Genomic DNA, 25119 nt, shown 5'->3' with positions numbered 1-25119 from the left:
ATGGCTCCGGGCGCGGCCCTTGCTCTAAGGCGGCCGCGCCCCGGCATCCTGCCGGATTGAAAACCGCGTAGGACCCCTTGGCTGATCGAAGTCCCGATGTGGCGGAGCGCCGGGCCCCGCTGCCGCTCCTCGTCGCCGTGACCATGACCGGAACGGTGGCGCTGCACATCTTCGTGCCGGCGCTGGCGGCGGCGGCCGTCGATCTCGGCACCAACGCCGCCGGCGCCCAGCTGACGATCACCGTCTACCTGATCGGGCTCGCGGGCGGTCAGCTGCTCTACGGGCCGCTCTCGGACCGGTACGGGCGGCGCCCGATCCTGATCGGGGGACTCGGGCTCTACCTCGCCGGTCTGCTGCTCGCGATCCCCGCGCCGAATATCGGCGTCCTGCTCGTCGCCCGCGTCCTGCAATCGCTCGGCGCCTGCGGCTCGCTGGTGATCGGCCGGGCGATGGTCCGCGACGTCTCGACCCGCGAGGACGCCGCCCGGAAGCTCGCGATCCTCACCACCGCGATGACGCTCACGCCCGCGCTGGCCCCGGCGATCGGCGGCGTGGTGAACGAGGCCTTCGGCTGGCGCGCGGTGTTCGTGGTGCTGGCCGGCCTCGTCGCCGTGCTGGGCGCGCTCGTGGTCTTCACCCTGCCCGAGACCAACCGCCACAAGGTGGCGCTGCCGGGCTTCGTCGCGGTGCTGGCGGGCTACCTGCGGCTGGTGAGGGTCCCGGTGTTCCGCGCCTACCTGGTGGCGGGGGCCTGCGGCGGCACCAGCCTCTACGCCTTCCTGGCCGTGGCGCCGTTCCTCCTCGTGGACCGGCTCGGGCGCTCCTCGCAGGAGGTCGGCTTCGACTGCCTGATCGTCGTGTTCGGCATGGTCGGCGGCGCCGTCCTGGCGAGCCGGCTCGCCGCCCGGGTGCCGATCCGCAAGGCGGCGCGGAGCGGCAACCTCCTCTGCATCGTGGCGGCGCTGTCGCTGCTGATCGTGGATCGCACCGGCATGCTCGGCGTGGTCAGCCTGATCGTGCCGCTCTTCGCCTACGCGGTCGGCGTCGGCCTGCTCAGCCCCAACGCGGTGGCGGGGCTGATGAACGTCGATCCGCACGCGGCCGGGTCGGCCTCCAGCCTCTACGGCTTCACCCAGATGACGTTCGGGGCGCTGTTCACGGCCGCCGCCTCCGCGTGGCCCGCGACCTCGGCGACGCCGGTGGCGCTGGCGCTGCTCGCGGCCGGCCTGATCGCCGCGCTGGCGCTCCGGCGGGCCTGAACGGGACGCCGGCGCGGCGGCACGGGACCGTGTCCCTCACCGGGTCGGGCCGAGCGCCTCCACGGGGCCCGAGGCGCCGGCGCCGAAGCCGTCGGCCAGTTCCAGCCACAGCAGGCGCGCCGGGTCGACCGGCCCCGGCAGGGTCAGGCGCCCGGGCGGAACCGGTGTGAACCCGAAGCGCGCGTAGTAGGGCGCGTCGCCGACGAGGATCACGAGCCCCTCGCTCGCCCGCCGCGCCCCCTCGATCGCCGCGCGGGTCAGGGTGCCGCCGATGCCGCGGCCCTCGAAGCTCGGATCGACCGCCAGGGGGCCGAGCATCACGAAGGGGGTCGCCCCGGTCCGCACCGGACCCATCCGGACCGAGCCGACGAGGAAGCTGCCGACCGAGGCTGTGATGCCGAGATCGATCCGCTCGGCCGCGCCCTCGCGGAGGCGGTAGGCGGTGCGGGCGAAGCGGCCGGGGCCGAAGGCCCGGGCATGGAGGCGCTCGATGGCGGGGCCATCCTCCGGCCGCTCCGGCCGGATGACGAGGGACAGGTCGGTCACGGGGTGCTCGCGGGTCGGACGGGCGCCGCGTAGCAGCGCCGGGCCCGAGCCGCAAACCGTCGCGCTACTCGGCGGCGGCCAGGGCGGGCCGTTCGCCGCCCTGCGTCAGCCTCAGGAAGCCCAGGGCCGCGAGCCAGATCACCGCGCCGCAGGCGGAGGCGACGCCGAGGACCAGCGCGAAGCCGCCGCGGTCGTGCAGGAGGGCGATCGCCGGCACCACGAAGCCGCTCGCCGTGAAGCCCACGAAGTAGCGCACGCTGTAGGCGCGGGCCCGGTAGGCGGGCGGCACGTAGCGGGCGATCATCGCGTCGTTGATCACAACCTGCCCGTAGATCGCCGTCATGGCGAGGACGAGCCCGGCGAGCAGCGGCAGGCCGGTGGAGGCGGCCGCGATCCCGAGCCCCAGCGGCTGCAGCACCGAGAGCGCCACGAACAGGGATGGCAGGCTGTAGCGGTCGATCAGCCGGCCCATGGCGAGCTGCATCAGCGCGCCGAACAGGAAGACGCCGGTGGCGATCGAGCCGGTCAGCGCCAGCGGCAGCGCCTGCCCGACGCCCTCGTCGATCACCTTGGGCAGGCTGATCGTCGTCAGGTTGAAGGTCAGGCCGCCCGCGAAGATCGACAGGGCGAACATCGCCATGAGCGCCCAGGGCCGGGTCACCGGGATCACCGCGGCGCCGCCGGCCTTCCGGCCCGCGGCGTCGCCGTCGCCCGGGACCAGGGCCGCGAAGGCGGCCCCGCAGGCGAGGCAGACGAGGCCGGGAACGACGAAGGCCGCGCGCCAGCTGACGGCGGCGGCGAGGAGCGCCGTGAGGCCGGAGGCCGAGGCCGCGCCGAGATTGCCCCAGACGCCGTTGACGCCGAGATCGCGGCCGAGCCGGCGGGCATGGGTCACCAGCATGGCCGAGCCGACCGGGTGGTAGATCGCCGAGGCGAGTCCGAGGACGCAGAGCCAGAGGGCGAAGCCCAGCGGCGTCGAGGCGCTCGCCACGCCGAGGCAGGACAGGCCGTAGCCGAAGAAGAACACCGCCAGCATGTTGCGCCGCCCGAACCGGTCGGCGAGCGAGCCCATCGGCAGCGAGCACAGGCCGAAGGCCACGAAGGCGCCGGTGGCGAGCCCGATCAACTCGCCGTAGCCGAGCCCGGTCTGGGCCGCGATGGCGATCACCGCGGTCGGGTAGATCAGCAGCACGAAATGGTCGAGGGCGTGCGCGACGTTGACGAAGCGCAGGGTGCGGCGGGACAGCGTGTCCGAATCCATCGCGGCGTATCCTCCGGGACGGCCCCCTGATAGCCTGACCCGATGGCGGTGTTGGGCCGGATATGTATGCGAACGGGCCAATCTCGACGGAGGCGCGCGGCGCCGCGGGGCGGTCGACCGAGGCGGCCGACTATCAGGACGTGCCGCGCCCGGTCGCGGTGATGCCCAAGACCTACGCGGCCGGAATGCACCTCGCCCGGCACTTCCATCCCCGCGCGCAGCTGCTCTACGCCACGTCCGGGCTGATGATGGCGTTCGCGGAGGACGGCACCTGGGTGGTTCCCGAGGGGCACGCCCTCTGGATCCCGCCGCTTCTGCCGCACGCGGTCGCGACCCACGGCGCGGTCGCGATGTGCTCGGCCTATCTCGATCCCGCCGCGGTCCGGTCCTTCCCGGCGAGCTGCCGGGTGATCGCGGTGTCGCGGCTCCTCGCCGCCGCGCTCACGGCGCTGGCGGAGGAGCCGGTGCTCTACGCAGAGGCGGGCCGCGGCGGCCACCTCGCCGCCCTGGTGCTCGACGAGATCGGCCGCGCCCCCGCGACGCCGCTCGCGCTGCCGCTCCCGCGCGACGCGCGCCTGCGCCGGGTCTGTCTCGCGCTGATCGAGGATCCGGCCTCGGAGGCCGATCTCGACGCCTGGGCCGGCAGCATGGGCATCGGCTCGTATTATTGCGGGCGCCAGATCGAGCACATCGTCGGTCCGGTGGGCCTGACCCTGCTGGCGCTGGTAGTGTTCGGCGGCCTGGCCCTGTGGCTGTTCGTGCGCCGTCACGAGGCGCGCCTGNGAGACGGGCCTCAGCTTCGGCGACTGGCGGGCCCGGGCCCGCGTGATCCGGGCGCTGGCGCTCGCGGCCGAGGGGCGGCCGCCGCGGGCGGTCGCGGCGGCCGTGGGTTACCGGAGCGCGCAGGCGCTGCGGACGACCGTAGCGCGGGTGCTCGGCCCGGAGCACCCGCTCCGCGGCGACGGGAGGGTGTGAGCGCCGTCTAGGCCGCCTGCCGGGGCTCCTCGAAGAGCTCGTCGGCCGGGCCGAAGAACTCGAACTTCACCCGCTCGGCCGGGACGCCGCGGCGCAGCAGGCCGGTGACGAGGTCCCGCAGGAACGGCTTGGGACCGCAGAGATAGTAGGTCGCGCGGTCGTGCGGCGTGTGCTCCGCGAGCCAGTCCGCCGTGATCAGGCCCTGGACGTCGTAGTCCGCGCCCTGCCGGTCCGCGGGTTCGGGCTCCGCGTAGAAGGTCACGAGCGTGGTGTTGCGGGCCCGCGTCGCGAGTGACCGGGCCTGGTCGCGCAGGGCGTGCACGCGGCCGAACAGGGCGCCGTGCACGTACCAAGTCGGCCGGTCCGGACTGTCCGCCGCGATCGTCTCCAGCATGCTGATCATCGGGGTCAGCCCGACGCCGCCGCTGACCAGCACAGCGGGTTCGTCGCCCTGGCCGTCGAGGGCGAAGTCGCCCGCGGGGGCGGCGACCTTCAGCACGGTGCCGGGCCGCGCGTGGTCGTGCAGCCAGTTCGAGGCGATCCCGGCCGGTCGGCCCGGCGCCGCCTCGCGCTTGACGGTGATGCGGTAGGCCCGGTCGCTCGGCGCGCAGGATACCGAGTAGTTCCGCTTCAGCACGCCGCGGCCCGGCAGGTCCAGGAGGAAGCCGAGATACTGCCCCGGCCGATGCCGCAGCACCGGGCCGCCATCGGCCGGGACCAGGACGAAGGAGCGGATCGTCTCGCTCTCCTGAGTCACGCTCTCGACCACGAAGTCGCGCCAGCCGTTCCAGCCGCCCGGCTTGCCGGCATGGTCGCGATAGATCGCGGCCTCCCGGCCGATCAGCAGCTCCGCCAGGAACCAGTAAGCCTCGCCCCAGGCCGTGGCGATCTCCGGCGTGGCGGCATCGCCGAGGACGTCCCCGATCGCGCCGAGGAGGGCGTCGGCCACGTAGGGATAGTGCTCCGGCAGGATGTTCAGGGCGACGTGCTTCTGCGCGATGCGCTCGACGGCCCCCGCCAGGACGCCGAGATTGTCGATGTTGCGGGCGTAGGCGAGCACGGCCTGGGCCAGCGCCTTCGGCTGCGATCCGGTCTCGCCGTGATGGGACTGGTTGAAGAGGTCGCGGATCTCCGCATTCTCGAACAGGCGCCCGTACATGCGCTTCGTGATGGTCAGGCCGTGGGCCTCCAGGGCCGGCACGGTGGCCTTGATGAGAGCGACGGTGGCGGGGGACAGGGGCGCGGGCATGGCACAGCTCAAAAGGTGCATCTGACATGCTCCTTTTAGCGCGCCTCTCGAAAAGATGCAATGCCGATACATCTTATAGGGATGACGTTCGTCCCCATGCCGGTGGTGGTGCCGATCCTCCGCAGGGCTTACGGACCCAGACCGCGGCGGACCTGGCATCGCCTCACGGTACGGATCGCCTTCTGGAGTTGAAATGCGCCTGACCCGCTACACGGATTACGCGCTGCGCACGCTGATCTACGTCGGGCTCCACGAGCCCCAGCAGAGCTCCATCGCCGCGATCGCGCGCGCCTACAGCATCTCGGAGAACCACCTGACCAAGGTGGTCCACCAGCTGGGACGGCTGGGCCTGATCCGGACGATCCGCGGCCGGGGCGGCGGTCTGCGGCTGGCGAAGCCGCCGGAGGAGATCGTCGTCGGTGCCGTGGTGCGTCAGACCGAGGACGACTTGGCGCTGGTCGAGTGCTTCGGGGGCGGGGCCTGCGCCATCACGGCCCCGTGCCGGCTCCGGCGGGTGTTGGGAGAGGCCCTCGCGGCGTTCCTCGCCGTCCTCGACCGCTGCACCCTGGCGGACCTCCTCGGCTCGCCGGACGGCGACGCGATCGCGGCCCTTCTGGGCCTCGCCGGCTCTCCGCCCGTCGCGCTGCCGCCGGTCGACGCGGTGAGCGTCCCGGAGACCTGACGGCCCGCGCGCCGCGCGGTCAGGTCGCCCGCGCCGAGAAATCGATCCGCGGGTCGATCCAGACGTAGATCAGGTCGGACAGCAGGTTCACCGCGAGCCCGAGCAGCGAGAAGATGTAGAGCGTGGCGAACACCACCGGATAGTCGCGCCCGACGATCGCCCGGAACGACAGCTCGCCCAGGCCGTCGAGGGAGAAGATCGTCTCGATGAGCAGCGAGCCGGTGAAGAAGGCCGAGATGAAGGCGCCCGGAAAGCCCGCGATCACGATCAGCATGGCATTGCGGAACACGTGCCCGTAGAGCACGCGCCGCTCGGAGAGACCCTTCATCCGCGCGGTCAGCACGTACTGCTTGCGGATCTCGTCGAGGAACGAGTTCTTGGTCAGCAGGGTCGAGGTGGCGAAGGCGCCGATCACCAGGGCGGTCAGCGGCAGCACCATGTGCCACGCGTAGTCGGTCACCTTGTGCCAGGGCGAGAAGCTCTCCCAGCCCTCGCTGGTCAGGCCGCGCAGCGGGAACCACTGGTAGAACGAGCCGCCGGCGAACAGGATGATGAGCATCAGCCCGAACATGAAGCCCGGGATCGCGTAGCCGATGATCACCACGAAGGAGGTCGCGCGGTCGAACCGCGTGCCGTCGGCCACCGCCTTGCGGATGCCGAGCGGGATCGAGATTGCGTAGGACAGGAGCGTCATCCACAGGCCCAGCGAGATCGAGACCGGCAGCCGCTCCTTGATGAGCTGAATGACCGTGACGTCGCGGAAGTAGCTGCGGCCGAAATCGAACCGGACGTAGTCCCACAGCATCTTGGCGAAGCGCTCGGGCGCCGGCCTGTCGAAGCCGAACTGCTTCTCGAGCTTGGCGATGAATTCCGGGCTCAATCCCTGGGCGCCGCGATAGCGGGAACTGGCGTCGCCGCCGCCGCCCGACGGTCGGCTGGCGCCGCCGAGGTCGCCCGAGCCGCCGGTGACGCGGGACATGGCCCCGTCGCGCTGGCCCTGGAGCTGCGACAGAACCCGCTCCACCGGGCCGCCGGGAGCGAACTGCACGATGGTGAAGGTGATCAGCATGATCCCGAACAGGGTCGGGATCATCAGGCCGATGCGGCGCAGGATGTAGGCGAGCATGGCGTCAGTCCCGCCCGATCCGCTTGGCCTTGTCGGCGTCGAACCACCACGTCCCGGGGGCGCCGAGGTCGTATTTCGGCGGCGTCGCCGGGCGGCCGTACACGTCCCAGAGGGCGAGGCGGTGGGTCGAGGCGTACCACATCGGCACCCAGTAGCGCCCGGCCCGCAGGACCCGGTCCAGGGCCCGGCAGGCGGTGGTCAGCTCCGCCCGCGACGTCGCGTCGGCGACGGCGGTGAGCAGCGCGTCGATCGCCGGGTTCGCGATCCCCGAGAGGTTGTTGGAGCCCGCGGTCCCGGCGGACCGGGAGCCGTAGGTCTCGCGCAGCTCCACGCCGGGGGTGAGCCCGCTGCTGTAGCGGCGCGGCGTGACGTCGAAGTCGAAATCCTTCAGCCGGGCCTGGTACTGGGACGGGTCGACCGTGCGCAGGCTCGCCCTGATGCCGAGCAGCCCCAGGTTGCGGATGAAGGGCTGCGTGACCGCCTGGAAGACCGGATCCTCGTCGAGGAACTCGAGCGTCAGGGGCTGACCGCCGGGGAGCAGGAGACTGCCACCCTGGCGTGTGCAGCCGGCCTCCCGCAGGAGCGCGTCGGCGCGCTTCAGCAGCGCCCGGTCCTGGCCGGACCCGTCGGAGACCGGCGGCGCCCAGGCCTCGCCGAACACCTCGGGCGGCAGGTCCTTGAACGGCTCCAGCAGGGCGAGCTCCTCGGCCGAGGGCTTGCCGGTCGCCTTGAGGTCGGAATTCTCGAAGAACGAGGCCGTGCGCGCGTAGGCGCCGTACATCAGGTTGCGGTTCGACCACTCGAAATCGAAGCACAGGCCGATCGCCTCGCGCACCCGCGGGTCGCGGAACGCGGCGCGGCGGGTGTTGATCCACCAGCCCTGCGTCCCGCTCGGCCGCGCGTCCGGCACCGTCTCGCGGACCAAGCGGCCCTCATTCATCGCCGGGAAGTCGTAGCCGGTGGCCCAGACCCGGGCGGTGAACTCCTCGCGGAACGTGAAGGCACCGCTCTTGAACGCCTCGAAGGCCACGGTGCGGTCGCGGAAATACTCGTAGCGGATCGCGTCGAAGTTGTTCTGGCCGACATTCACCGGCAGTTCGGCGGCCCAGTAATCCGGCACGCGCTCCAGGCCGATGCTCCGGCCCGGATCGACCGCGCCGACCCGGTAGGGGCCGGAACCCAGAGGGGCCTCCAGGGTCGAGGCCTCGAAGTCCCGGCCGGCGTAGTAGGCGGCGGAGAAGAGCGGCAGCTGCGCGACGAACAGCGGCAGGTCGCGGGCGCGGCCCGGCTCGAAGGTCACCACGAGCCGCCCGTCGCCGTCGGCCCGGGCGTCCGTCATGGGACGGATGACCTCGGCGATCTCGGGGTGGCCCTTGTCGCGCAGGAGCTTGAGGCTGAAGGCGGCGTCCCGCGCGGTCAGCGGCGAGCCGTCGTGGAACCGCGCCTGCGGGCGCAACGCGAAGGTGTAGGTCAGGCCGTCCGGACTGACCGTGACGGCGCGCGCCACCAGCCCGTAGAGGGCGTCCGGCTCGTCGAGGGCCCGGACCATCAGGCTGTCGAAGGTCAGGGGCATGCCGGCGGCCCCGTCGCCGCGCAGCACGAAGATGTTGAGCGTGTTGAAGGTGTTGAGCGACTGGTTGCCGGTCGTCGCGGCGAGCTGCGCCGAGAAGCGCCCGCCGCGGGGTGCCATCGGGTTCACGTAGTCGAAATGCGCGAAGTCGGGACCGTATTTCAGCTCGCCGAAGCTGGATAGGCCGTGGCGCTCGGCGGCGTCGGCCGCCCGGGCGCGGCGCCACGGCGGCAGCGCCCGGCGCCACGGCGGCAGCGCCGCGAGGGCGCCGGCCCCGAGGACCAGCCCGCGCCGGGTCGGCATCCCGGGCGCCCCCGTCAACGGGGCGCCCCGGTCTTGGCCGCGAGCTTCTCGTCGTACCACCACGTCGTCGGGAAGCCGGAGCTGGCGTAGAGCGGCAGGATCGCCGGGTGGCCGAACCGGTTCCAGCGCAGGGTCCGCTGCTGGTCGGACGACCATTGCGGGACGACGTAGTCGTGCGCCAGGAGCACCCGGTCCAGCGCCCGCGTCGCCGCGATCACGGTGTGCCGGTCCTTGGCAAAGATGACCTTCTCGATCAGGGCGTCGATGCCGGGATCCTTGATCCCGATCAGGTTGCGCGAGCCCGGCTTGTCGGCCGCCACCGAGCCCCAGTACTCGCGCTGCTCGTTGCCGGGCGAGAGCGACTCGCCCCACGACGACGTGGTGACGTCGAAGTCGAAGTTGCGGATTCGGTTCTGGTACTGCGCCTGGTCGATCACCCGCAGGGTGGCGTCGATGCCGATCAGCTTCAGCTGCGCCGCGAACGGCAGGATGACCCGCTCGAAGGTGTTCTGGAACTCCAGGAACTCGACGGTCAGCGGCTCGCCGGTGGCCTTGCTGACCATCTTGCCGCCGCGCAGCTCGTAGCCGGCCTCGCGCAGCAGGCCGACGGCCTCGCGCAGGTTCCTGCGCACCGCCTCGGGGCCGTCGTTGACCGGGTTGGCGTAGGGGGTGGTGAAGACCGAGGCCGGGACCTTGTCCCTGACGCTCTCGAGGATCGCCTTCTCCTCGCCCTCGGGTAGGCCCGAGGAGGCCAGCTCCGAGCCGAAGAAGTAGGAGTTGATCCGCTTGTACAGGCCGTAGAACAGCGCCTTGTTCATCTCCTCGTAGTTCATCGCCAGGTTGAAGGCCCGGCGGACGCGCGGATCCCTGAACTTGTCCCGGCGCGTGTTGAACGCGAAGGCCTGCATGATGCCCATGCCGCGCTCGGGGAACGCCTCCTTGATCAGCCGGCCCTCCTTCACGGCGGGGAAATCCTCGTAGGCGGTCGCCCAGTTCCGGGCGATGTTCTCGACCCGGAAATCGTAGAGATCGCCCTTCAGCGCCTCGACCAGCACGGTGCCGTCGCGGAAATACTCGTAGCGCTCGGTGTCGAAGTTGTAGCGCCCGGCATTCACCGGCAGATCCTTGCCCCAGTAATCGGGCACGCGGGTGTAGGTGGTGGTGCGGCCCGGCTCGAACTTCGCGAGCCGGTAGGGGCCCGAGCCCAGCGGCGGCTCCAGGGTCGTCTCGGTGACGCTGCGCGGCTTGCCGTTCGCGTCCTTGGCGGTCCACCAGTGCTTGGGCAGGACGCGCAGCTGCCCGATCACCTGCGGCAGCTCGCGGTTGCCGGTCTCGGTGAAGGTGAAGGTCACCTCGCGCGGCCCGGTCACCTCTGCCTTGGCCACGGTCTGGTAGTAGGCGGCGTAGAACGGGCTGTTGGCCTTGAGCACGTCGAAGGACCAGACCACGTCCTCGGGCGTGATCGGCTTGCCGTCGTGCCAGCGGGCGTTCTCGCGCAGCCGGTACGAGACCGAGCCGAGATCGGGGGCGATCCGCACCGCCTCGGCGAGCAGGCCGTAGGAGGTGAACGGCTCGTCCGACGACTCGGTCATCAGCGGGTCGTAGATCTGCTGGATGCCGTTCTCGAGGTCGCCCTTCAGGCCGGCGACGACGATGTTGAAATTGTCGAACCCGCCCTGGGCCCCGAAGCGGACCGTCCCGCCCTTGGGGGCGGCCGGGTCGGCGTAGTCGAAATGCGTGAAGTCAGGGCCGTATTTCGGCTGGCCCATCAGCGTGATCGCGTGGGTCCACTGGCCGTTGGCGGCCGGCAGGGTGGCCGGCACGGCGGGCGGCGTCGACGGCATCGCGGCCGGTTCCTGCGCACGGGCCGGGGCGAGCTGGAGGCAGGCGACGAGGAGTGTCGCGGCGAGGAGGCGTCCAGTCACGGTCTGCGCTGTCACGGGCAGGCTGTCTCCGTTGCGTCGGGCCCGCGCGCGGCGCGGGCATCTCGAGAGTACCGGGGTCATAGGACGCGGGCGGCCACCCGTCGACCATGCGGGAGCGCACGGGGCCGCACGCGCGCCGCGCGCGACCCGCCGCGGGTCCGCGTCACGCCNTGAAGGTCGTGGCCGACGGGTCGGGCGGCTCGGTCCGCCGAGTCGCCGAGACCGGCGGCATCCAGGTGCCGCGCCTCGCGCTGGTGCGCGGCGGCCGCCTCGCCGGCAGCGACTGGATCGGCTTCCGTCCGAGCGCCAGCGGGTAGACCTCGACGCCGCGGATATTGGCGCTGTCGCTCGGACGGAAGCCGATCCAGTCGCTGCCGGCGAGGCGGCCGCCGCGCACCAGCGCGAGGCGCGGCACCTGGATGCCGCCGGTCTCGGCGACTCGGCGGACCGAGCCGCCCGACCCGTCGGCCACGACCTTCAGCCGCTCGGTGTCGCTGAACACGTCGGCGAGCTCGCGCGGGTTGGCCGGCCCGACGCTGACGAAGGCCACGAGGTTGCCCGACCGCAGGGTGTGCAGGCCCAGGGTCTCCGCGTCGAAGGTCGCGGTGAACAGGCCGGGCTCCTTGGGCTTGAGCGTCAGCGTCGTCACCTTGCCGGCCGGGCCCGTGACGGTGACCGGCTCGGCCTGGTCCGCCATCGTCTGGCGCTCGACCCGCACCTCGCGGCCGCGTCCGGTGGTCTGGGCGCGCAGGGCCTCCTCCTCCAGGGCCGGCTCCTTCATCAGCCAGTGGCCGAGGCGGCGCAGCAGGTCGAGATAGGGGCCGCCCTCCTGGTAGCCCCGCGCCCAGAGCCAGGCGTGGTCGGACAGGAGCAGGGCGACGCGGCCCTTGTCCTCGCGCGACAGCGCGAGCAGCGGCAGGCCCTCGGCCCCCGACAGGATCGGCTGGATTCCCGGCCGGGTGCGCGCCTCGATGATGCGCAGCCAGTCGCCCCAGGCCGGAGGGTTCGCGTCCGAGCCCGGCAGGTCGCGGGTCACCGGGTGGCGCTGGCCGACTTGAGTCGGCGTCGCCTTGTAGGGCTTCTCGACGACCCGGCCGTCGGGATCGCCGGGCAGGATGCCGGCGAGCCGCGTGCGGGCGAGGCTCGCCGGTCCGGCGAATTCGGGTCCGGCGGCGATCAGCAGGGCGCCGCCCTCGCGGACGTAGCGGACGATGTTGTCGAAATAGGCCTGCGGCAGCACGCTCTGGTTGGCGTAGCGGTCGAAGATGATCAGGTCGAAATCCTTGATCTTCTGGACGAACAGCTCGCGCGTCGGGAAGGCGATCAGGGAGAGTTCCGAGATCGGCGTGCCGTCCTGCTTCTCCGGCGGGCGCAGGATGGTGAAGTGGACGAGGTCGACGTTGGCGTCCGACTTCAGGAGGTTGCGCCAGGTGCGCTCGCCCTGGTGCGGCTCGCCTGAGACGAGCAGCACCCGGAGCTTCTCGCGGATGCCCTCGATCGGCAGGACCGCCCGGTTGTTGACCGTGGTGAGCTCGCCCGGCAGCGGCTCGACCTCGATCTCCACCACGTTCGGGCCGCCGTGCTCGATGCGCAGGTTGAGGGCGAACGGCTTGTCGGTGGCGACGTCCCGCCGGCCGATCTCCTCGCCGTCGCGGCGCACCGTGACGACGGCGTGGCCGGTCCCGCCGCGCTCCATGACCTCGGCGCGGATCGTCAGGTCCTTGCCGACGATGCCGAAGCGGGGCGCCTCCAGGAGCTTGATCTGCCGGTCGCGCTCGTCCGGGTGCCCGGTGACGAGGACGTGGAGCGGCGCCTTGATGCCGAGCTGGGCCAGGGAGGCGGGGACGTCGTGCACCACGCCGTCGGTGAGCATCACGATCCCGGCGAGGCGCTCCGGCGGCACGTCGGCGAGCGCCTGGCTCAGGGCCGTGAACAGCTTGGTGCCGTCGTCGCCGTCCTTGGAATCCGGCACGTCGATGAAGCGGGGCTCGATATCGGTGAGCGCGCCGAACCGGCGCTGCAGCTCGGCGCGGACCGCGTCGGTCATCTGCGGCCGGTCGCCGAGCTGCTGCGACCCGGACCGGTCGACCACGATGGCGGCCACGTCCTTCACGGGCTCCCGGTCCTCGCGCACCAGCGCCGGGTTGGTGAGCGCCGCGAGCACCAGGGCGAGGACGAGGACGCGCAGCAGCGCGGTCCGGCCGCGCGCCAGCACGGCGAAGACCGCCAGGACGGCGACGACGGCGCCGAGGACGGCGATCGCCGGCCAGGGCAGGAGGGGCGTGAAGCTGAGGCTCAGCATGGGGCGGAGCGCTCCGGATCCGTGAGGCGAGGCTGCGCATCATTCCATGAACCGCCACGCTCACGCAGGGGCGCGGGCGGCCGCGACGGGCTCCCTCTCCCGTGCGGGAGAGGGTTGGGGTGAGGGATACGGCGCATCCGTGCCCAGCACACCCGCGACGCCCGACCGGGACGCGCCACGTGCGGACAGGTCTCATCCCTCACCCTGTCCCTCTCCCGCACGGGAGAGGGGGCCCGCGCCCTGTCCTGCCGCCGCATCGGCGCGCGCCCGGTTCGGATCTGCAGGCGCGCAGAGGCGGGAGAGGATGCGGCCGCGCGCCGCGTGCCCGAGGCCATCACTGTCCCAGCCGCTCCAGCAGCGCGGGCACGTGGACCTGGTCCGCCTTGTAGTTGCCGGTGAGTGTGTACATCACGATGTTCACGCCGCCCCGGAACGCCATCTCGCGCTGGCGCTGGTCGCCGCCGACGACCGGGTAGAGCGGTTCGCCCCGGCGGCCCACCGCCCAGGCGGCGGCGAGGTCGTTGCCCGTGATGATGATCGGGCTCACGCCGTCGCCCGCGCGGGCCGGGCGGCGCTCGGCGCCCTCGGCGGCCGGCGGCAGCGCCTCCACCCAGGTCTGGCCGGTGGCGTAGCGGCCCGGGAAGCTGTCCACGAGGTAGAAAGCCTTGGTCAGCACGTGGTCGAGGGGCACCGGCTCCAGTTCCGGCACCTCGAGAGTCGCCAGCATCTTCCGGAGATAGGCCCCTTCCGGGCTGGGCGGCCCGCCCGGCCGCGCGGTGAGCGCGTCGCGGGTGTCGAACAGGACCGTGCCGCCGTTGCGCATGAACGCGTCGATCTTGCGGATCGCGACGTCCGAGGGCTGCGGCCGGTTCGGGGCGATCGGCCAGTAGATCAGCGGGTAGAAGGCCAGCTCGTCCTTCGCCGGATCGATCCCGGCCGGCTCGCCCGGCTCCAGCGCGGTGCGCGCGGCCAGCATCTGGGTCAGACCGGTGAGGCCGGTGCGGCTCGCCTCGTCGACGGCGGTCGAGGAGCAGGTGCGGGCGCTCGACATCCTCGTCCAGCACGGCCACGTCCGCTACGTCGGCGTCTCGAACTGGGCGGCGTGGCAGGTCGTGAAGGCGCTGGGCATCAGCGCGCGGGCCGGGCTCGCCCGCTTCGAGACCCTGCAGGCCTACTACTGGAAGCCGCCGAGCCACAGCCCCGCCAGGGTGTCGAGCGCCAGCAGCAGCAGCGCCAGGGTGAACAGGCTCGGCCGCAGGTCCAGGGTCTCGGCGCCGGCGAGGGATCCGAACCGGGCGCCCTCGAGCGCGGCGGTGTCGAGGGGCTTCAGCCGGTCATCCGGTTTCAGGGCGTTCACGCTGATGCCTCCGTCCGGCGGGCCGTAGAAGCCCGGCGGATGTTCGAGGTTCGCCCGGTCGGCGTAGTCGGCCGACACCGCGGTGGCCGAGGCCGGCGGCGAGCCCAGCGCGCCGAACCCGTCCAGCGTCACCCGCGGCGCGAGCACCGGGGCCGCGGCCCGCGTCGCGTCCCCCTGGACCGGCGCCGCGGCGCCGGCCAGCGCCACGACGCGCCGGAGCATGTCGATGAACAGGCCGGAGAGCGGCAGGTTCGACCACGTCGTGTCGGCGGTCACGTGGAACAGCACGATCGTGCCCTGGCCGCGCTTCTGCGCGGTGACGATCGGCGTGCCGTCCTGGAGCGACGCCCAGGTCCGGTTCGGCAGGTCGCCGTCCGGCTCGGCCAGGATCTGGCGGCGCACGCCGATATCGGCCGGCGGCGTCAGGCCCGCGAAGGGGCTTTCGGGCGGGAAGGGGGCCAGGGTCTTGGGGCTGTCCCAGGAGAGCGTGCCGCCGAGGGTCCGGCCGCCCCGCCGCAGCCGCACGGGCACGAGCGGATCGTTGCCGGCGGCGAGCCGCGGGCCGGCGAAGCGCAGCAGCATCCCGCCGTCCTTCACGAAGCTCTCGATCCGCGCGGTGGTCTTCTCGTCGAGCGCGCCGACATCGGCCAGCACGAGGACCGAGACCTGATTGTCGAGGAGCTGGTTGATCGAGTCCGCCGTGCCCTTGGCGCCCCGCGGCTCCTGCACGTCCGCGAAGGGCTGGAGCGCCCGCGACAGGTAGTAGGTCGGCGCCAGGAGCGGCTGCGCCTGGTCGAGGGTGCCGCCGAACACGAGCCCGACCCGGCGGCGCTTGCCGCGCTCGTCCTGCAGCACCACGGCGCCGGCCGAGCGCTCGCCCGCGATCTCCAGCCGGCTGATGCTGTTGCGCAGCTCCACCGGCATCTCGAAGGTCGCGTCCGCCTCGGTGGCGTCGGCCGCGAAGGCGAAGTCGCGCTCGGCGAGCGGCAGGCCCTTCTGGTCGAGCGCCCGGATCACGCCCGCGTCGCGCCCGTTCGGCGCCGCCCGCAGGGCGTGGGTCACGAGCTTGCCGGCGTTCTCGGTGGCGGTCAGGGCGAGGGCCGGCGGCCTGTCGGCCCGCAGCACCGTGAGGGCCGCGCCCCTGTCGCCCGCGAGATCGGCGAGCCCCTTGGCGAAGCGCGTGTCGCCCGCGCCGGCGACGCCGTCGCTGATCCAGACGAGGCCGGCGCCGCGGTTCTTGTCGAGGAAGGTCTCGATCGTCGCGAGATGCGTGTCGCGGGCGGGGAGGATCGGCCGCGGCGCGAGGGCGCGCAGCCGCTCCAGGGCGGCGGCCGGCGTCTTCGCCTCGAAGGCCGCGGGGGCGTCGGCGAGGCCGATCACCGCCACGGGCCGGCCGTCGCGGGCCGCGCCCTCGACGGCGTCGGTGGCGACGCGCAGGCGGTCGCGCCAGTCGTGGGCGGCCGGGAAGCCGTTGTCGAGGAGCACGAGGAGCGCGCTGCGGCCACCGCCGGCCCCGACGCCCCCGGCGTTCCAGACCGGGCCGGCGACCGCGAGGATCAGGGCGGCGGCGATCAGGAGCCGCAGGATCAGCAGCCAGGGCGGCGTGCGCGCCGGCGTCTGCCGCTGCGGGATCAGGTCGGCGACGAGCTTCAGCGGCGGGAAGTTGATCCGGCGGGGGCGCGGCGGGGTCACCCGCAGCAGGAACCAAAGGGCCGGCAGGCCGATCAGGGCGGCGAGCGCCAGCGGCGCCGCGAAGGTCAGACCCAGCATGGCGGCCTCACTCCGTGCCGCGGGCGGCGATCAGCGTGGCGAGCCGCAGGGCCGCCTCGCTCGCCGGCCGGTCCGTGCGGTGGATCGTCAGCGTCCAGCCCTGTCCGCGGGCGATGGCGGCGAGCGCCGCCCGGTGCTCGGCGATCCGGGCGCGGTAGCGCGCGCCCCAGGCGTCGGCGTCGCCGATATCGAGGCTGAGGCCGCCCTCGAGATCGTGCAGGACGGCCTGGCCGGTGAACGGGAAGGTCTCCTCGATCGGGTCCGCCACCATGAGGAGATGGCCGCGGCTGCCGCGGCCGGCGAGGCTCTGCACGGAGGCCGCGATCCGGTCGGGCTCGGTCAGGAAGTCGCCGATCAGCACCACCTCGTCGAAGCGGGCGGGGCTGGCCCGGGGCGGCAGGTCCTGGGTCAGGCCGGCCGTGTCGGCCACGAGCGCCTGGGCCAGGCGCTCGACGATCCCGCGGGAGGCGCTCGCGCGGGTCAGGCCGAGCAGGCCCACCCGCTCGCCGCCCTCCACGAAGGCGTCGGCCAGGGCGAGGCCTAGGATCAGCGCGCGCTCGATCTTCGGGGCCGAGGCGAGGTCCGAAACGAAGCCCATCGAGGCCGAGCGGTCGATCCACAGCCAGATGTTGTGGGCGGCCTCCCATTCGCGCTCGCGGACGTAGAGCCGGTCGTCGCGGGCCGAGCGGCGCCAGTCGACGCGGGCCGCGGCCTCGCCGGTGACGAAGGGGCGGAACTGCCAGAAGCTCTCGCCCGGCCCGGCGCGGCGGCGGCCGTGGAGGCCGTGGGCCAGCAGGCTCGACACGCGGCGAGCCTCCAGGACGAGGCGGGGCATCTTGTCGGAGAGGGCGGTCGCGCCCTCGCTCTCGCGCCGGCCGGGGGTGCGCCTGCCGGCGTCGAGGGCGTTCGTCGCGACCAAAGTCAGAGCTTCTCCGCGAGCTTGGCGATCAGGCCCTCGATGGTCTCGCCGTCGGCGCGGGCGGTGTAGCTCAGCGCCATCCGGTGCTTGAGCACCGGCTCGGCGAGCGCCTTCACGTCGGCCACCGACGGCGCGACCCGGCCCTCGATCAGCGCCCGGGCGCGGGCTGCGAGCGTCAGCGCCTGGCTGGCGCGGGGGCCGGGCCCCCAGAGGAGCTTGTCCTTCACGATGGCGTCGCCGCTGTCCGGCCGGGCGGCGCGCACGAGGTCGAGGATCGCCTCGACCACGGCCTCGCCCACCGGCAGCCGGCGCACGAGGCGCTGGGCGGTGAGCAGCTGCTCGGTGGACATCACGGCCCGCGGGCGCGCCTCGTCCACGCCGGTGGTCTCGATCAGGATCCGCCGCTCGGCGGCGCGGTCGGGGTAGCCGACGTCGATCTCCAAGAGGAAGCGGTCGAGCTGCGCCTCGGGCAGGGGATAGGTGCCCTCCTGCTCGATCGGATTCTGGGTGGCGAGCACGTGGAACGGCCGCGGCAGGTCGTGGCGGGCGCCCGCCACCGAGACGTGGCCCTCCTGCATGGCCTGCAGCAGGGCCGACTGCGTGCGCGGGCTCGCCCGGTTGATCTCGTCGGCCATCAGGAGCTGGGTGAAGACCGGCCCCTGCACGAACCGGAAGGCGCGGCGGCGGTCGGCATCCTCCTCCAGGATCTCGGTGCCGAGGATGTCGGAGGGCATCAGGTCCGGGGTGAACTGCACGCGCCGCGCGTCGAGGCCGAGCACCGTGCCGAGGGTCTCGACCAGCTTGGTCTTGGCGAGCCCCGGCAGGCCGACCAGCAGGCCGTGGCCACCGGCCAGGATGGTCACGAGTGCGAGATCGACGACCTCCTCCTGGCCGAAGATCACCCCGTGGATCGCCTCGCGCGCCGCGCCGACGGCGGCGAGGCAGGTCTCCGCCGTTGCCACGATGCCGTCGTCGAGGGTGGTGGCCGGGCTGATCCCCTGCGTCATGCCGATATCCATCTCCTGCCCGGAGCCCCGCGGGACCCCGCCGGCCAATGCCGCAAGTGTGGGGCTTCAGGTGCCGGGCTGGCAAGGTCGGGATCGCCGCACGCCCGTTCGCGGCCGTGTTCGCGACGTCCGACGCCCTCGCCGAGGCCGGAGCCGCCCGCGATGGGTCGGACGCCGATCCCGCCCCGCTCTTGGCGTGGGCGACCCGGACCTTTAGGAAGGCGCCCAAGCCGGGGCGATCCTCACCCGCGACCGCCGGACCGGCCGAACCCTCTGATGTCTCTCGCGGATCGCGGCGTGGGCAGCTTTGCGGGCTTCCCGCGTATCCGGACCTGACCATGCGCCTTCGAGATGTGTTCGTCGGATCGTCGGAGAAGGCCGGCCTCGCCGGCGCGGCGCAGACCCTCGCCCGGCCGCTGACCCGGCGCCTCAAGGGCCGCCGCCGCGGCGAGCCCCGGCAGGCGGACCTCGTCCGCGCGGTCAAGGAATCCGGCCTGTTCGACTCGGCCTGGTACGCGAGGCGCTACCCCGACGTGGTCGGCGAGGGGATCGATCCGGCGGTGCACTACGCGGTCCACGGCGGCCGCGAGGGGCGCTGGCCGCACCCGCTGTTCCACGGTGACCTCTACCTCGACTCCGTTCCGGGCCTCCGGGCCGAGGGCATCAACCCGCTGCTCCACTACCTCGACCGCGGCGCCGCGTCGGGCATCCGCCCCAACCCGCTGTTCGACCCGGACTGGTACGCGGCGCGCTACCTCGGCGGCGCCGAGCACCGCGCCCGGGCGTTCTCCGACTTCCTCTCGCGGGGCGACACCGACCCGTCGCCTCAGTTCGACACCGCCTGGTACCTGTCCCGCTACCCGGATGCCCGCGCGGCCGGCGGCAACGCCCTCAGCCACTTCTTCGAGACCGGCCGGAAACAGGGCTACCTGCGCAACCCGGAGGAGTTCGCTGGCCTGTCGCGGCACGTCGACCTGATCCGGCGGTCGGGGCTCTTCGACGCCGCGTTCTACCGCGAGCGCTGCCCCGAGGCCGAGACCAGCGGGCTCGAGCCCCTGGAGCACTACGTGATGGCCGGCGGCTACCGCCGCTACGCGCCCCACCCGCTGTTCGATCCCGACTGGTACGCGGCCCAGTCCGCCGCCGTGCGGGCCGACAGCCTCAACCCGCTGGTCCATTACCTGGAGCACGGCGCCGCCGAGGGCCTCGACCCGGGGCCCTGGTTCGACACGCGCTGGTACACCGAGACCTACTTGCTCGACGACGCGGCCGGGCAGAACCCGCTGGCGCATTTCCTCGCCGACGGGGGCCGCACGACGAGCCCGTCGCCGCGCTTCGACGCGCCCTGGTACCGCGCCCGCTACCCGAAGGTCGCGGCGCTCGGCCTCAACCCGCTGGTCGACTACGTCACGACCGGCCTGGAGGCGGGCCGCCTGACCCGCCGCGTCCCCGGGGCCGCGGTGCCGGAAGCCTCCGACGCGCGCCTCTCCTGCCTGAAGCGCGAGCCCCGGCGGCACGGCCGCACGGCCCTGTTCATCACCCACTGCCCGGAGGGGCGGATCCGCGGCCATGTCGAGCCCTACCTGCGGGCCTTCGCGGAGAACGGGACCGACCTCGTCCTGATCATCGCCGCCGACCAGCACAAGAACGCCGTGCCCCAGGCGATCCTGGATCTCTGCGCCTCGGTCTACCTGCGCGAGAACAGCGGCTTCGACTTCGCCGCCTGGGCGCATGTCCTCCTGGAGGACACCGACCTCCTCGATTCCGAGACGCTCTACCTCGCCAACGACAGCCTCGTCGGGCCCCTCGACCGCGACGACTTCGCCGGCCTGCTCGCCAAGATCGACGCCTTCCCGGAGGCGGTGATCGGCCTCGCCGACAATTTCTATTACAGCCACCACCTCCAGAGCTTCTTCCTGGCCCTGAAGCGGCGCTGCCTGTCCTCCTACGCGTTCAGCCACTTCCTCCTGTCGGTGGCGAACTGGCCGGACAAGAACGCGGTCATCACCGAATACGAGCTGACCTTCTCGCAGCGGATGCGGGCGGCCGGGCTCGGGATGCGCAGCCTGTTCTCGGCCCAGAACAAGCACATGTCGCTGGTCAACGACCCGCGCAACAACCGCACCCTGTTCGACTGGGAGAACATGCTCAGCCAGGGCTTCCCGTTCGTGAAGCGCTCGCTGCTGGGCGAGCACGCCGCGATCGGCGGGGCGGCGGTGCGGGAGGCGATCGCCGAGCGCGGCTTCGACCTCGACCGGCTCGACGTGACCTACACGTATCCGGGCGCCAAGATCTGGGCCGACCTGCGCCGGCCCCGGGCGCCGGAGCGGCCGCTGCGCGTCGCCTACGTCTCGCCGATGAACTACGCCAACGGCCTCGGCGTCGCGGCCCGCAGCTACGCCCGCGCCCTGCATCGGACCCCCTTCGCGCTGAACGTCCACCCGATGGAGCGGCCGTTCCACGTCCACGCCCGGGTCGCGCCGGCGTGGCAGGCCCGGACCTTCTCGGGCCCCGCCGACGTCGCGCTGGTGCATTTCAACGGCGACAGCTGGCACTCGCTGATGAGCGACCGGCAGCGGGCGATCGCCGCCGAGGCGCGGCTCAAGATCGGGCTGTTCGTCTGGGAGACCTCCCACGTGCCCGGCGGCTGGCTGCCTACCGTCGACGGTCTCGACGCGATCTGGGCGCCCACGGAGTTCTGCGCGGCGATCTTCCGGCAGATCACCGACATCCCGGTCGACGTGGTGCCCTACGTGGTCGAGAACGAGGCCGGCGAGCCGCCGAGCGCCGCCGCCAAGGCGAACCTGCGCAAGGCCTTCGCGATCGATCCGTCCAGGCGGGTGATCCTCTACGCCTTCGACGGCTCGAGCTACCTCGCCCGCAAGAACCCGCACGCGCTGATCCGCGCCTTCCGGGCGGCCGGGCTGGGGCAGGCGGGGTGGCAGCTCGTGCTCAAGACCAAGCACGTCTTCGACCTGCCCGAGGAGGGCAAGAAGCTCCTCGACCTCGTGGGCACGTCCGGCGACGTGGTGGTGATCGACCAGCCGCTCTCCCAGAACGAGCTCGGCGCGCTCTTCGACCTCTGCGCGGTCTACGCCTCGTCGCACTCCTCGGAGGGCTTCGGCCTAACGATCGCGGAGGCGATGGAGATGGGCAAGGTCGTGGTCGCCACCGATTACGGCGGCTGCCGCGACTTCCTCGACGCCGCCTGCGGCTTCCCCGTCAAGGCGGAGGTCACGGCCCTCGACCAGACCTACGGCCCGTACCTGCGCGGCGCCGAGTGGGGCCAGGTGGACGAGTCGGACCTGACCCGGGCCCTCAACGACGCGGCCCGGGCGGTGACCGGCGGCGACGCGGCCCGGATCGGCGCCGCCGCCCGGGCGCGCATCCGCGAGCGGCTGTCCATCGGCGCGGTGGCGCGCGCCATGGAGGCGAGCCTGACCCGCCTCCTGGCGGCCGAACGGTCCTGATTCCCCGGAGACGCGACCCGTGTTGAAGAAGAAGCCGGTTCCGGCCCCGTCGGCCTCGTGGGGCGCGCTCCCCTGGCCGAACGCGATCCTGCCGCTGCCGCTCGACGCGCAGGTCCGCCCCCTCGACGAGCGCCGGCTCGGCCAGGTCAGGGCCGGACAGCTCCCCGCCTGCCGGGCGGTCTTCGTCGCCCCCGCGGCCTCCGAGCTGCGCCCCGATCTCGTGGCGCACCTGACGCGCGCGCTGGCGGAGCGGCCCGATATCGGCATCTTCTACGGCGACGACGCCGTGGTGGACGGCGCCGGCCAGGTCCGCAGCGTCCACTGCAAGCCGGCCTTCAACCCGGCGCTCCTCATGGCCGACGACTATATCGGCTTCCCGCTCCTCGTCCGCGTCTCGGCCCTGGCCGGCCTGAGCCCGGATTTCGGCCTGCGCCACGGCAGCGCCGCGTGGTTCCGGTTCCTGCTCGGCGCGATCTCCGCGGGGATCGGCATCGACCGGATCCCCCAGACCCTGATCGCCTCGCCGCTGGAGCGCCCGAAGGCGACGCGCACGGCCCGCGCCCACGCCCTCGACCGGTGGTTCGAGACGTCCGGCATACCGCTCCGCGCCGCCCCGGGGCTGACCGCGGACACGCTGGAGATCCGCCGGAGCTTCGACGCGCGGCCGGCCGTGACCCTGGTCGTGCCGACCAACCAGAGCCGCCCGAAGGACGACCAGGGCCGCGCCGTGGAGGGCGCCAAGCCCCACGTGATCAACCTGCTCGACAGTCTCGGCCGCAGCACCTACCCGGCCGACCGGATCCGCGTGCTGATCGGCGACGACGTGGCCGACGACGCGATCTACCGCGGACGCTCCGACCGCTTCGCCGTGACCCGCCTGCTGACGACCCGGGCACGGGGCGAGCGGTTCAACTACGCGGCCAAGATGAACACGCTCTGGCGCGCGGCCGAGACCGACCTCGTCATCCTGATGAACGACGACTTGGTCGTGCGCCGTCCCGGCTGGATCGAGGCGCTCCTGACCTTCGCGCTGGACCGCGGCGTCGGCGGCGCCGGCGGCCGGCTGCTGTTCCCCACGGGCAAGATCCAGCATGCCGGCATGACCGGCGGCATCTTCGACGTGTTCGCCCATCCCTGGTACAACCGGGACGCGGCCGAGCCGACCTACGGCGACTGGGCTCTGACGCAGCGCGACTGCTCGGCGGTGACCGGGGCGCTCTTCGCCACCCGCAAGGCGGTGCTGGAGGCGGTCAACGGCTTTGACGAAGGCTTCGCCCTCGACTTCAACGACGTGGACCTGTGCCTGAAGATGCGTCAGCTCGGCTACCGCATCGTCTACACGCCCTTCGCCGAGATGGCGCATCACGAGAGCGCCTCGCGGCAGACCAGCTTCGCGCCGGGCTCGCAGATCGCGCGCTTCCTGCGGCGCTGGGGCGACGTCATCGCGGAGGATCCGGCCTACAGCCCGCAGCTGCGCATCGACACCGACGTGGTCGCGCCGCGGGCCGAGGCGACGCGCTGGATCACGGAGCGCCGGGCGAACGCGGCCTGATCGGCCGGCGGACCCGGGTTAAGCTAAACGCGCGAAGTTCGGCGCGGCGGGCTGGAACGGGACAGTACCAGCCTCTACCCCCTTGGGCGGGATCCGCGGACAGATTCGTCCGCGCCGGGGTGGGGAGCCGACCGTGAAGAAGCTGCTCGCCGCCGCTCTCCTCGTCGGCCTCGCCCTGATCGGCCTCGCGGCGGAGATCCGGCTGCACGAGCGGGGCCGCCCCGTCGCCAGCACGGCGGTCCGGTCGGGCGGCGCCGCCTTCGTCCCGGCGCCGATTCCGGCGGCCTGGGTCGTCACCGGCGACCCCGTCACCGAGGTCGCGGAGGTCTCGCAGACCCATGACGGGAGCGCGCAGGTCTACCTGTGGCGCACCACGGCCAGCACGTTCCGCTGGACCCACCACGCCGACGAGATCGTCACCATCCTCGACGGCGAGGTCTTCGTCACCGACGCGGACGGCAGCCGCCACCACCTGACGCCGGGCGACGTGGCGCATTTCCCGGTCGGCTCCGTCCAGCTCTGGGAGGTGCCCCGGACGCTGCTGAAATCGGCGATCCTCAAGCACCGCAGCCCGACCCTCGTCGAGGCGTCCCTGCGCTGGCTGCGCCGGGCCCGGGCGCTCGTCGCCGGCTGAGGCGCCGGGACCGGCGTCCCCCGACGCGCGGAGCCGAAGAGGTACCGTCTAGGTTGAGTCCCGCAATCTGGTGACACGGCTTGCTAAGGCTTGGCGCCGCATCATCGGATCCCCGATGCCGCGAACCGACCCGATGGCTCCATCCCGCGACCTGCAGCTCGACGCCGCGCGCGGCCTTGCCGTGCTGCTGGTCCTCCTCGGCCACCTGCTGCAGCCCGTCTTCTACGGCCCGTCGGGGCTCGAGCCGGGGCCGGCCCTCGCGGTCTGGCGGGTCATCTACGCCTTCCACATGCCGTTCTTCTTCCTGCTCTGCGGGATGGTCGACCGGATCAAGGGGGAGGCGGGTCTCGGTGCCGCCTGCCTCTCAGCGCTGAAGCTCGCGGTGGTGGCGCTAGCGTTCGGCACCCTCGCGCTGGTCCCCCAGGCCCTTGACGGCACTCTGTCGCCCGCGGACGCGCTTCGCGACGCGCTGTACGGCCGCAATTTCGGCCTGGGCGTGCTCTGGTTCCTGGTTGCCCTGGGGCTGGTGCGGGTGATCGACGCCGCGGCGCGCGCGGCGACTTTTCCCCAAGCCTACTGGGTCGTGTTGGGCGGCGCCCTGGCCCTGTCGTGGATCTGCAGCGCGCAGGCGTTCCGGTTCTGGCAGGTCCACGCACTCGTCGGCGCCCTGCCGTTCTACGTTGCGGGCCGGCGGCTCGGGCCACGCGCGTTCGACGTCTCCGCGTTGCTGGGCGCCTGCGGCCTCGCGGTGCTTTTGCTCTGCGCGCCGCGGAACTTCGTCCACGTCGCGACCGGGCAGTACGGCGACCCGGCGCTGTTCGCCGTGACGGCCGTGGCGGGCTCGGCGTTCGCGCTGGCGATCGTCGGCCGGCTGCGCGGCCCGCCGCGCGCCGCGGCGGCCCTGCTCGGGCGGGCGAGCTTCGAACTCTACATCGTCAGCGGCTTCTTCCTCCTCCTGGCGCCGCACTGGCCCGACTGGGACCGGTGGGACCGCCTGGCGCTGCTCGCCGCCCTCGGCCTGCCCCTGCACCTGATCGTGGCCCGGGCGCTGCGCGGGCCGATCCGGGCCGTCCGCAGGGCCTCGGACGGCGTAGTCGACGGCTTGGCCGACAGGCTCGCCGGGCGTCGGCGTCGCGCGCGGCCGCCGGATTCCGCGACGCGGCCGCGGTTCTCCGGGGCGGATCCTTAAGAGTATTGCGGGACGATCGGCCC

At 72.8% G+C, this 25119-nt stretch carries 16 protein-coding genes and 3 pseudogenes; 8 read left to right on the top strand and 11 right to left on the bottom strand.

All coding sequences use genetic code 11. The annotated features are described in order from the left end of the window. The first annotated feature begins 98 nt into the window (after positions 1–98). Entirely contained in the window at positions 99–1259 is a 1161-nt protein-coding gene (locus MOTC310_RS30840) for a multidrug effflux MFS transporter (RefSeq protein WP_419539984.1), read from the top strand. A 36-nt stretch (positions 1260–1295) separates the two neighbouring features. Here the strand turns inward: MOTC310_RS30840 and MOTC310_RS30835 are convergent, their stop codons facing one another. Together MOTC310_RS30835 and MOTC310_RS30830 are read right to left on the bottom strand one after the other, a co-directional pair. Further along, positions 1296–1805: a GNAT family N-acetyltransferase gene (locus MOTC310_RS30835; protein WP_331304538.1), complete on the bottom strand. Its 510-nt coding sequence runs from the start codon at positions 1803–1805 to the stop codon at positions 1296–1298. Positions 1806–1869: 64 nt separating this feature from the next. After that, positions 1870–3066, bottom strand: a complete 1197-nt coding sequence (locus MOTC310_RS30830; RefSeq protein ID WP_331304537.1) for an MFS transporter — start codon at positions 3064–3066, stop codon at positions 1870–1872. A 62-nt stretch (positions 3067–3128) separates the two neighbouring features. On the opposite strand from MOTC310_RS30830, the pseudogene MOTC310_RS30825 reads away from it, so the two are divergent. Further along, a pseudogene (locus tag MOTC310_RS30825) lies at positions 3129–4041 on the top strand (AraC family ligand binding domain-containing protein). A gap of 7 nt (positions 4042–4048) precedes the next feature. On the opposite strand, the gene hmpA reads toward MOTC310_RS30825, so the two are convergent. Next, positions 4049–5290 (bottom strand): NO-inducible flavohemoprotein, encoded by a 1242-nt coding sequence (gene hmpA, locus MOTC310_RS30820; RefSeq protein ID WP_331304535.1) that lies wholly within the window; start codon positions 5288–5290, stop codon positions 4049–4051. Between the two features lie 193 nt (positions 5291–5483). Here hmpA and MOTC310_RS30815 point away from each other — a divergent pair, with 193 nt between their 5' ends. Next, positions 5484–5972, top strand: a complete 489-nt coding sequence (locus MOTC310_RS30815) for an Rrf2 family transcriptional regulator (protein ID WP_331304534.1) — start codon at positions 5484–5486, stop codon at positions 5970–5972. A 19-nt stretch (positions 5973–5991) separates the two neighbouring features. Here MOTC310_RS30815 and MOTC310_RS30810 read toward each other — a convergent pair whose 3' ends face one another. The 5 genes and pseudogenes from MOTC310_RS30810 to MOTC310_RS30790 form a co-directional block, all read right to left on the bottom strand. Next, positions 5992–7098, bottom strand: a complete 1107-nt coding sequence (locus MOTC310_RS30810; RefSeq protein ID WP_012320577.1) for a microcin C ABC transporter permease YejB — start codon at positions 7096–7098, stop codon at positions 5992–5994. 4 nt (positions 7099–7102) lie between these two features. Beyond that, a complete protein-coding gene (locus tag MOTC310_RS30805; RefSeq protein ID WP_331304533.1) occupies positions 7103–8971 on the bottom strand; it encodes an extracellular solute-binding protein in 1869 nt (622 codons plus the stop codon). A gap of 14 nt (positions 8972–8985) precedes the next feature. Then, complete coding sequence (locus MOTC310_RS30800) at positions 8986–10911, bottom strand: extracellular solute-binding protein (RefSeq protein ID WP_331304532.1); 1926 nt, start codon at positions 10909–10911, stop codon at positions 8986–8988. Positions 10912–11059: 148 nt separating this feature from the next. Next, complete coding sequence (locus MOTC310_RS30795) at positions 11060–13198, bottom strand: hypothetical protein (protein ID WP_331304531.1); 2139 nt, start codon at positions 13196–13198, stop codon at positions 11060–11062. A 334-nt stretch (positions 13199–13532) separates the two neighbouring features. Continuing rightward, a pseudogene (locus MOTC310_RS30790) lies at positions 13533–14219 on the bottom strand (DUF4159 domain-containing protein); the annotation flags it as partial. Here MOTC310_RS30790 and MOTC310_RS30785 point away from each other — a divergent pair. Next, positions 14215–14376, top strand: a pseudogene (locus tag MOTC310_RS30785) (aldo/keto reductase); the annotation flags it as partial. The pseudogenes MOTC310_RS30790 and MOTC310_RS30785 sit on opposite strands and share 5 nt — an antisense overlap. Here MOTC310_RS30785 and MOTC310_RS30780 read toward each other — a convergent pair. Genes MOTC310_RS30780 through MOTC310_RS30770 form a run of 3 tightly spaced genes read right to left on the bottom strand, consistent with a single transcriptional unit; the run spans position 14373 to position 18251 of the window. After that, complete coding sequence (locus MOTC310_RS30780; protein WP_331304530.1) at positions 14373–16325, bottom strand: BatA domain-containing protein; 1953 nt, start codon at positions 16323–16325, stop codon at positions 14373–14375. The pseudogene MOTC310_RS30785 and the gene MOTC310_RS30780 sit on opposite strands and share 4 nt — an antisense overlap. Positions 16326–16332: 7 nt before the next feature. Continuing rightward, a complete protein-coding gene (locus tag MOTC310_RS30775) occupies positions 16333–17244 on the bottom strand; it encodes a DUF58 domain-containing protein (RefSeq protein WP_331304529.1) in 912 nt (303 codons plus the stop codon). 2 nt (positions 17245–17246) lie between these two features. Next, a complete protein-coding gene (locus MOTC310_RS30770) occupies positions 17247–18251 on the bottom strand; it encodes an AAA family ATPase (protein ID WP_331304528.1) in 1005 nt (334 codons plus the stop codon). A 338-nt stretch (positions 18252–18589) separates the two neighbouring features. Here MOTC310_RS30770 and MOTC310_RS30765 point away from each other — a divergent pair, with 338 nt between their 5' ends. The 4 genes from MOTC310_RS30765 (at position 18590) to MOTC310_RS30750 (ending at position 25096) form a co-directional block, all read left to right on the top strand. Further along, positions 18590–21721 (top strand): rhamnan synthesis F family protein, encoded by a 3132-nt coding sequence (locus tag MOTC310_RS30765; protein WP_331304527.1) that lies wholly within the window; start codon positions 18590–18592, stop codon positions 21719–21721. Between the two features lie 19 nt (positions 21722–21740). Next, positions 21741–23273, top strand: coding sequence for a glycosyltransferase family 2 protein (locus MOTC310_RS30760; protein ID WP_331304526.1), 1533 nt, complete (start codon positions 21741–21743; stop codon positions 23271–23273). 133 nt (positions 23274–23406) lie between these two features. Continuing rightward, on the top strand, positions 23407–23907 hold the full coding sequence (locus tag MOTC310_RS30755; protein ID WP_331293071.1) for a cupin domain-containing protein: 501 nt from the start codon (positions 23407–23409) through the stop codon (positions 23905–23907). Between the two features lie 115 nt (positions 23908–24022). Next, positions 24023–25096 carry an acyltransferase family protein gene (locus MOTC310_RS30750; RefSeq protein ID WP_331304525.1) on the top strand — a complete coding sequence of 358 codons (1074 nt, stop codon included), beginning with the start codon at positions 24023–24025 and terminating at the stop codon, positions 25094–25096. Positions 25097–25119 lie beyond the last annotated feature (23 nt).

This window comes from Methylobacterium oryzae (assembly GCF_036441375.1).
Classification (GTDB): domain Bacteria; phylum Pseudomonadota; class Alphaproteobacteria; order Rhizobiales; family Beijerinckiaceae; genus Methylobacterium; species Methylobacterium oryzae_A.
This window is presented reverse-complemented; position numbering and strand designations above follow the sequence as displayed.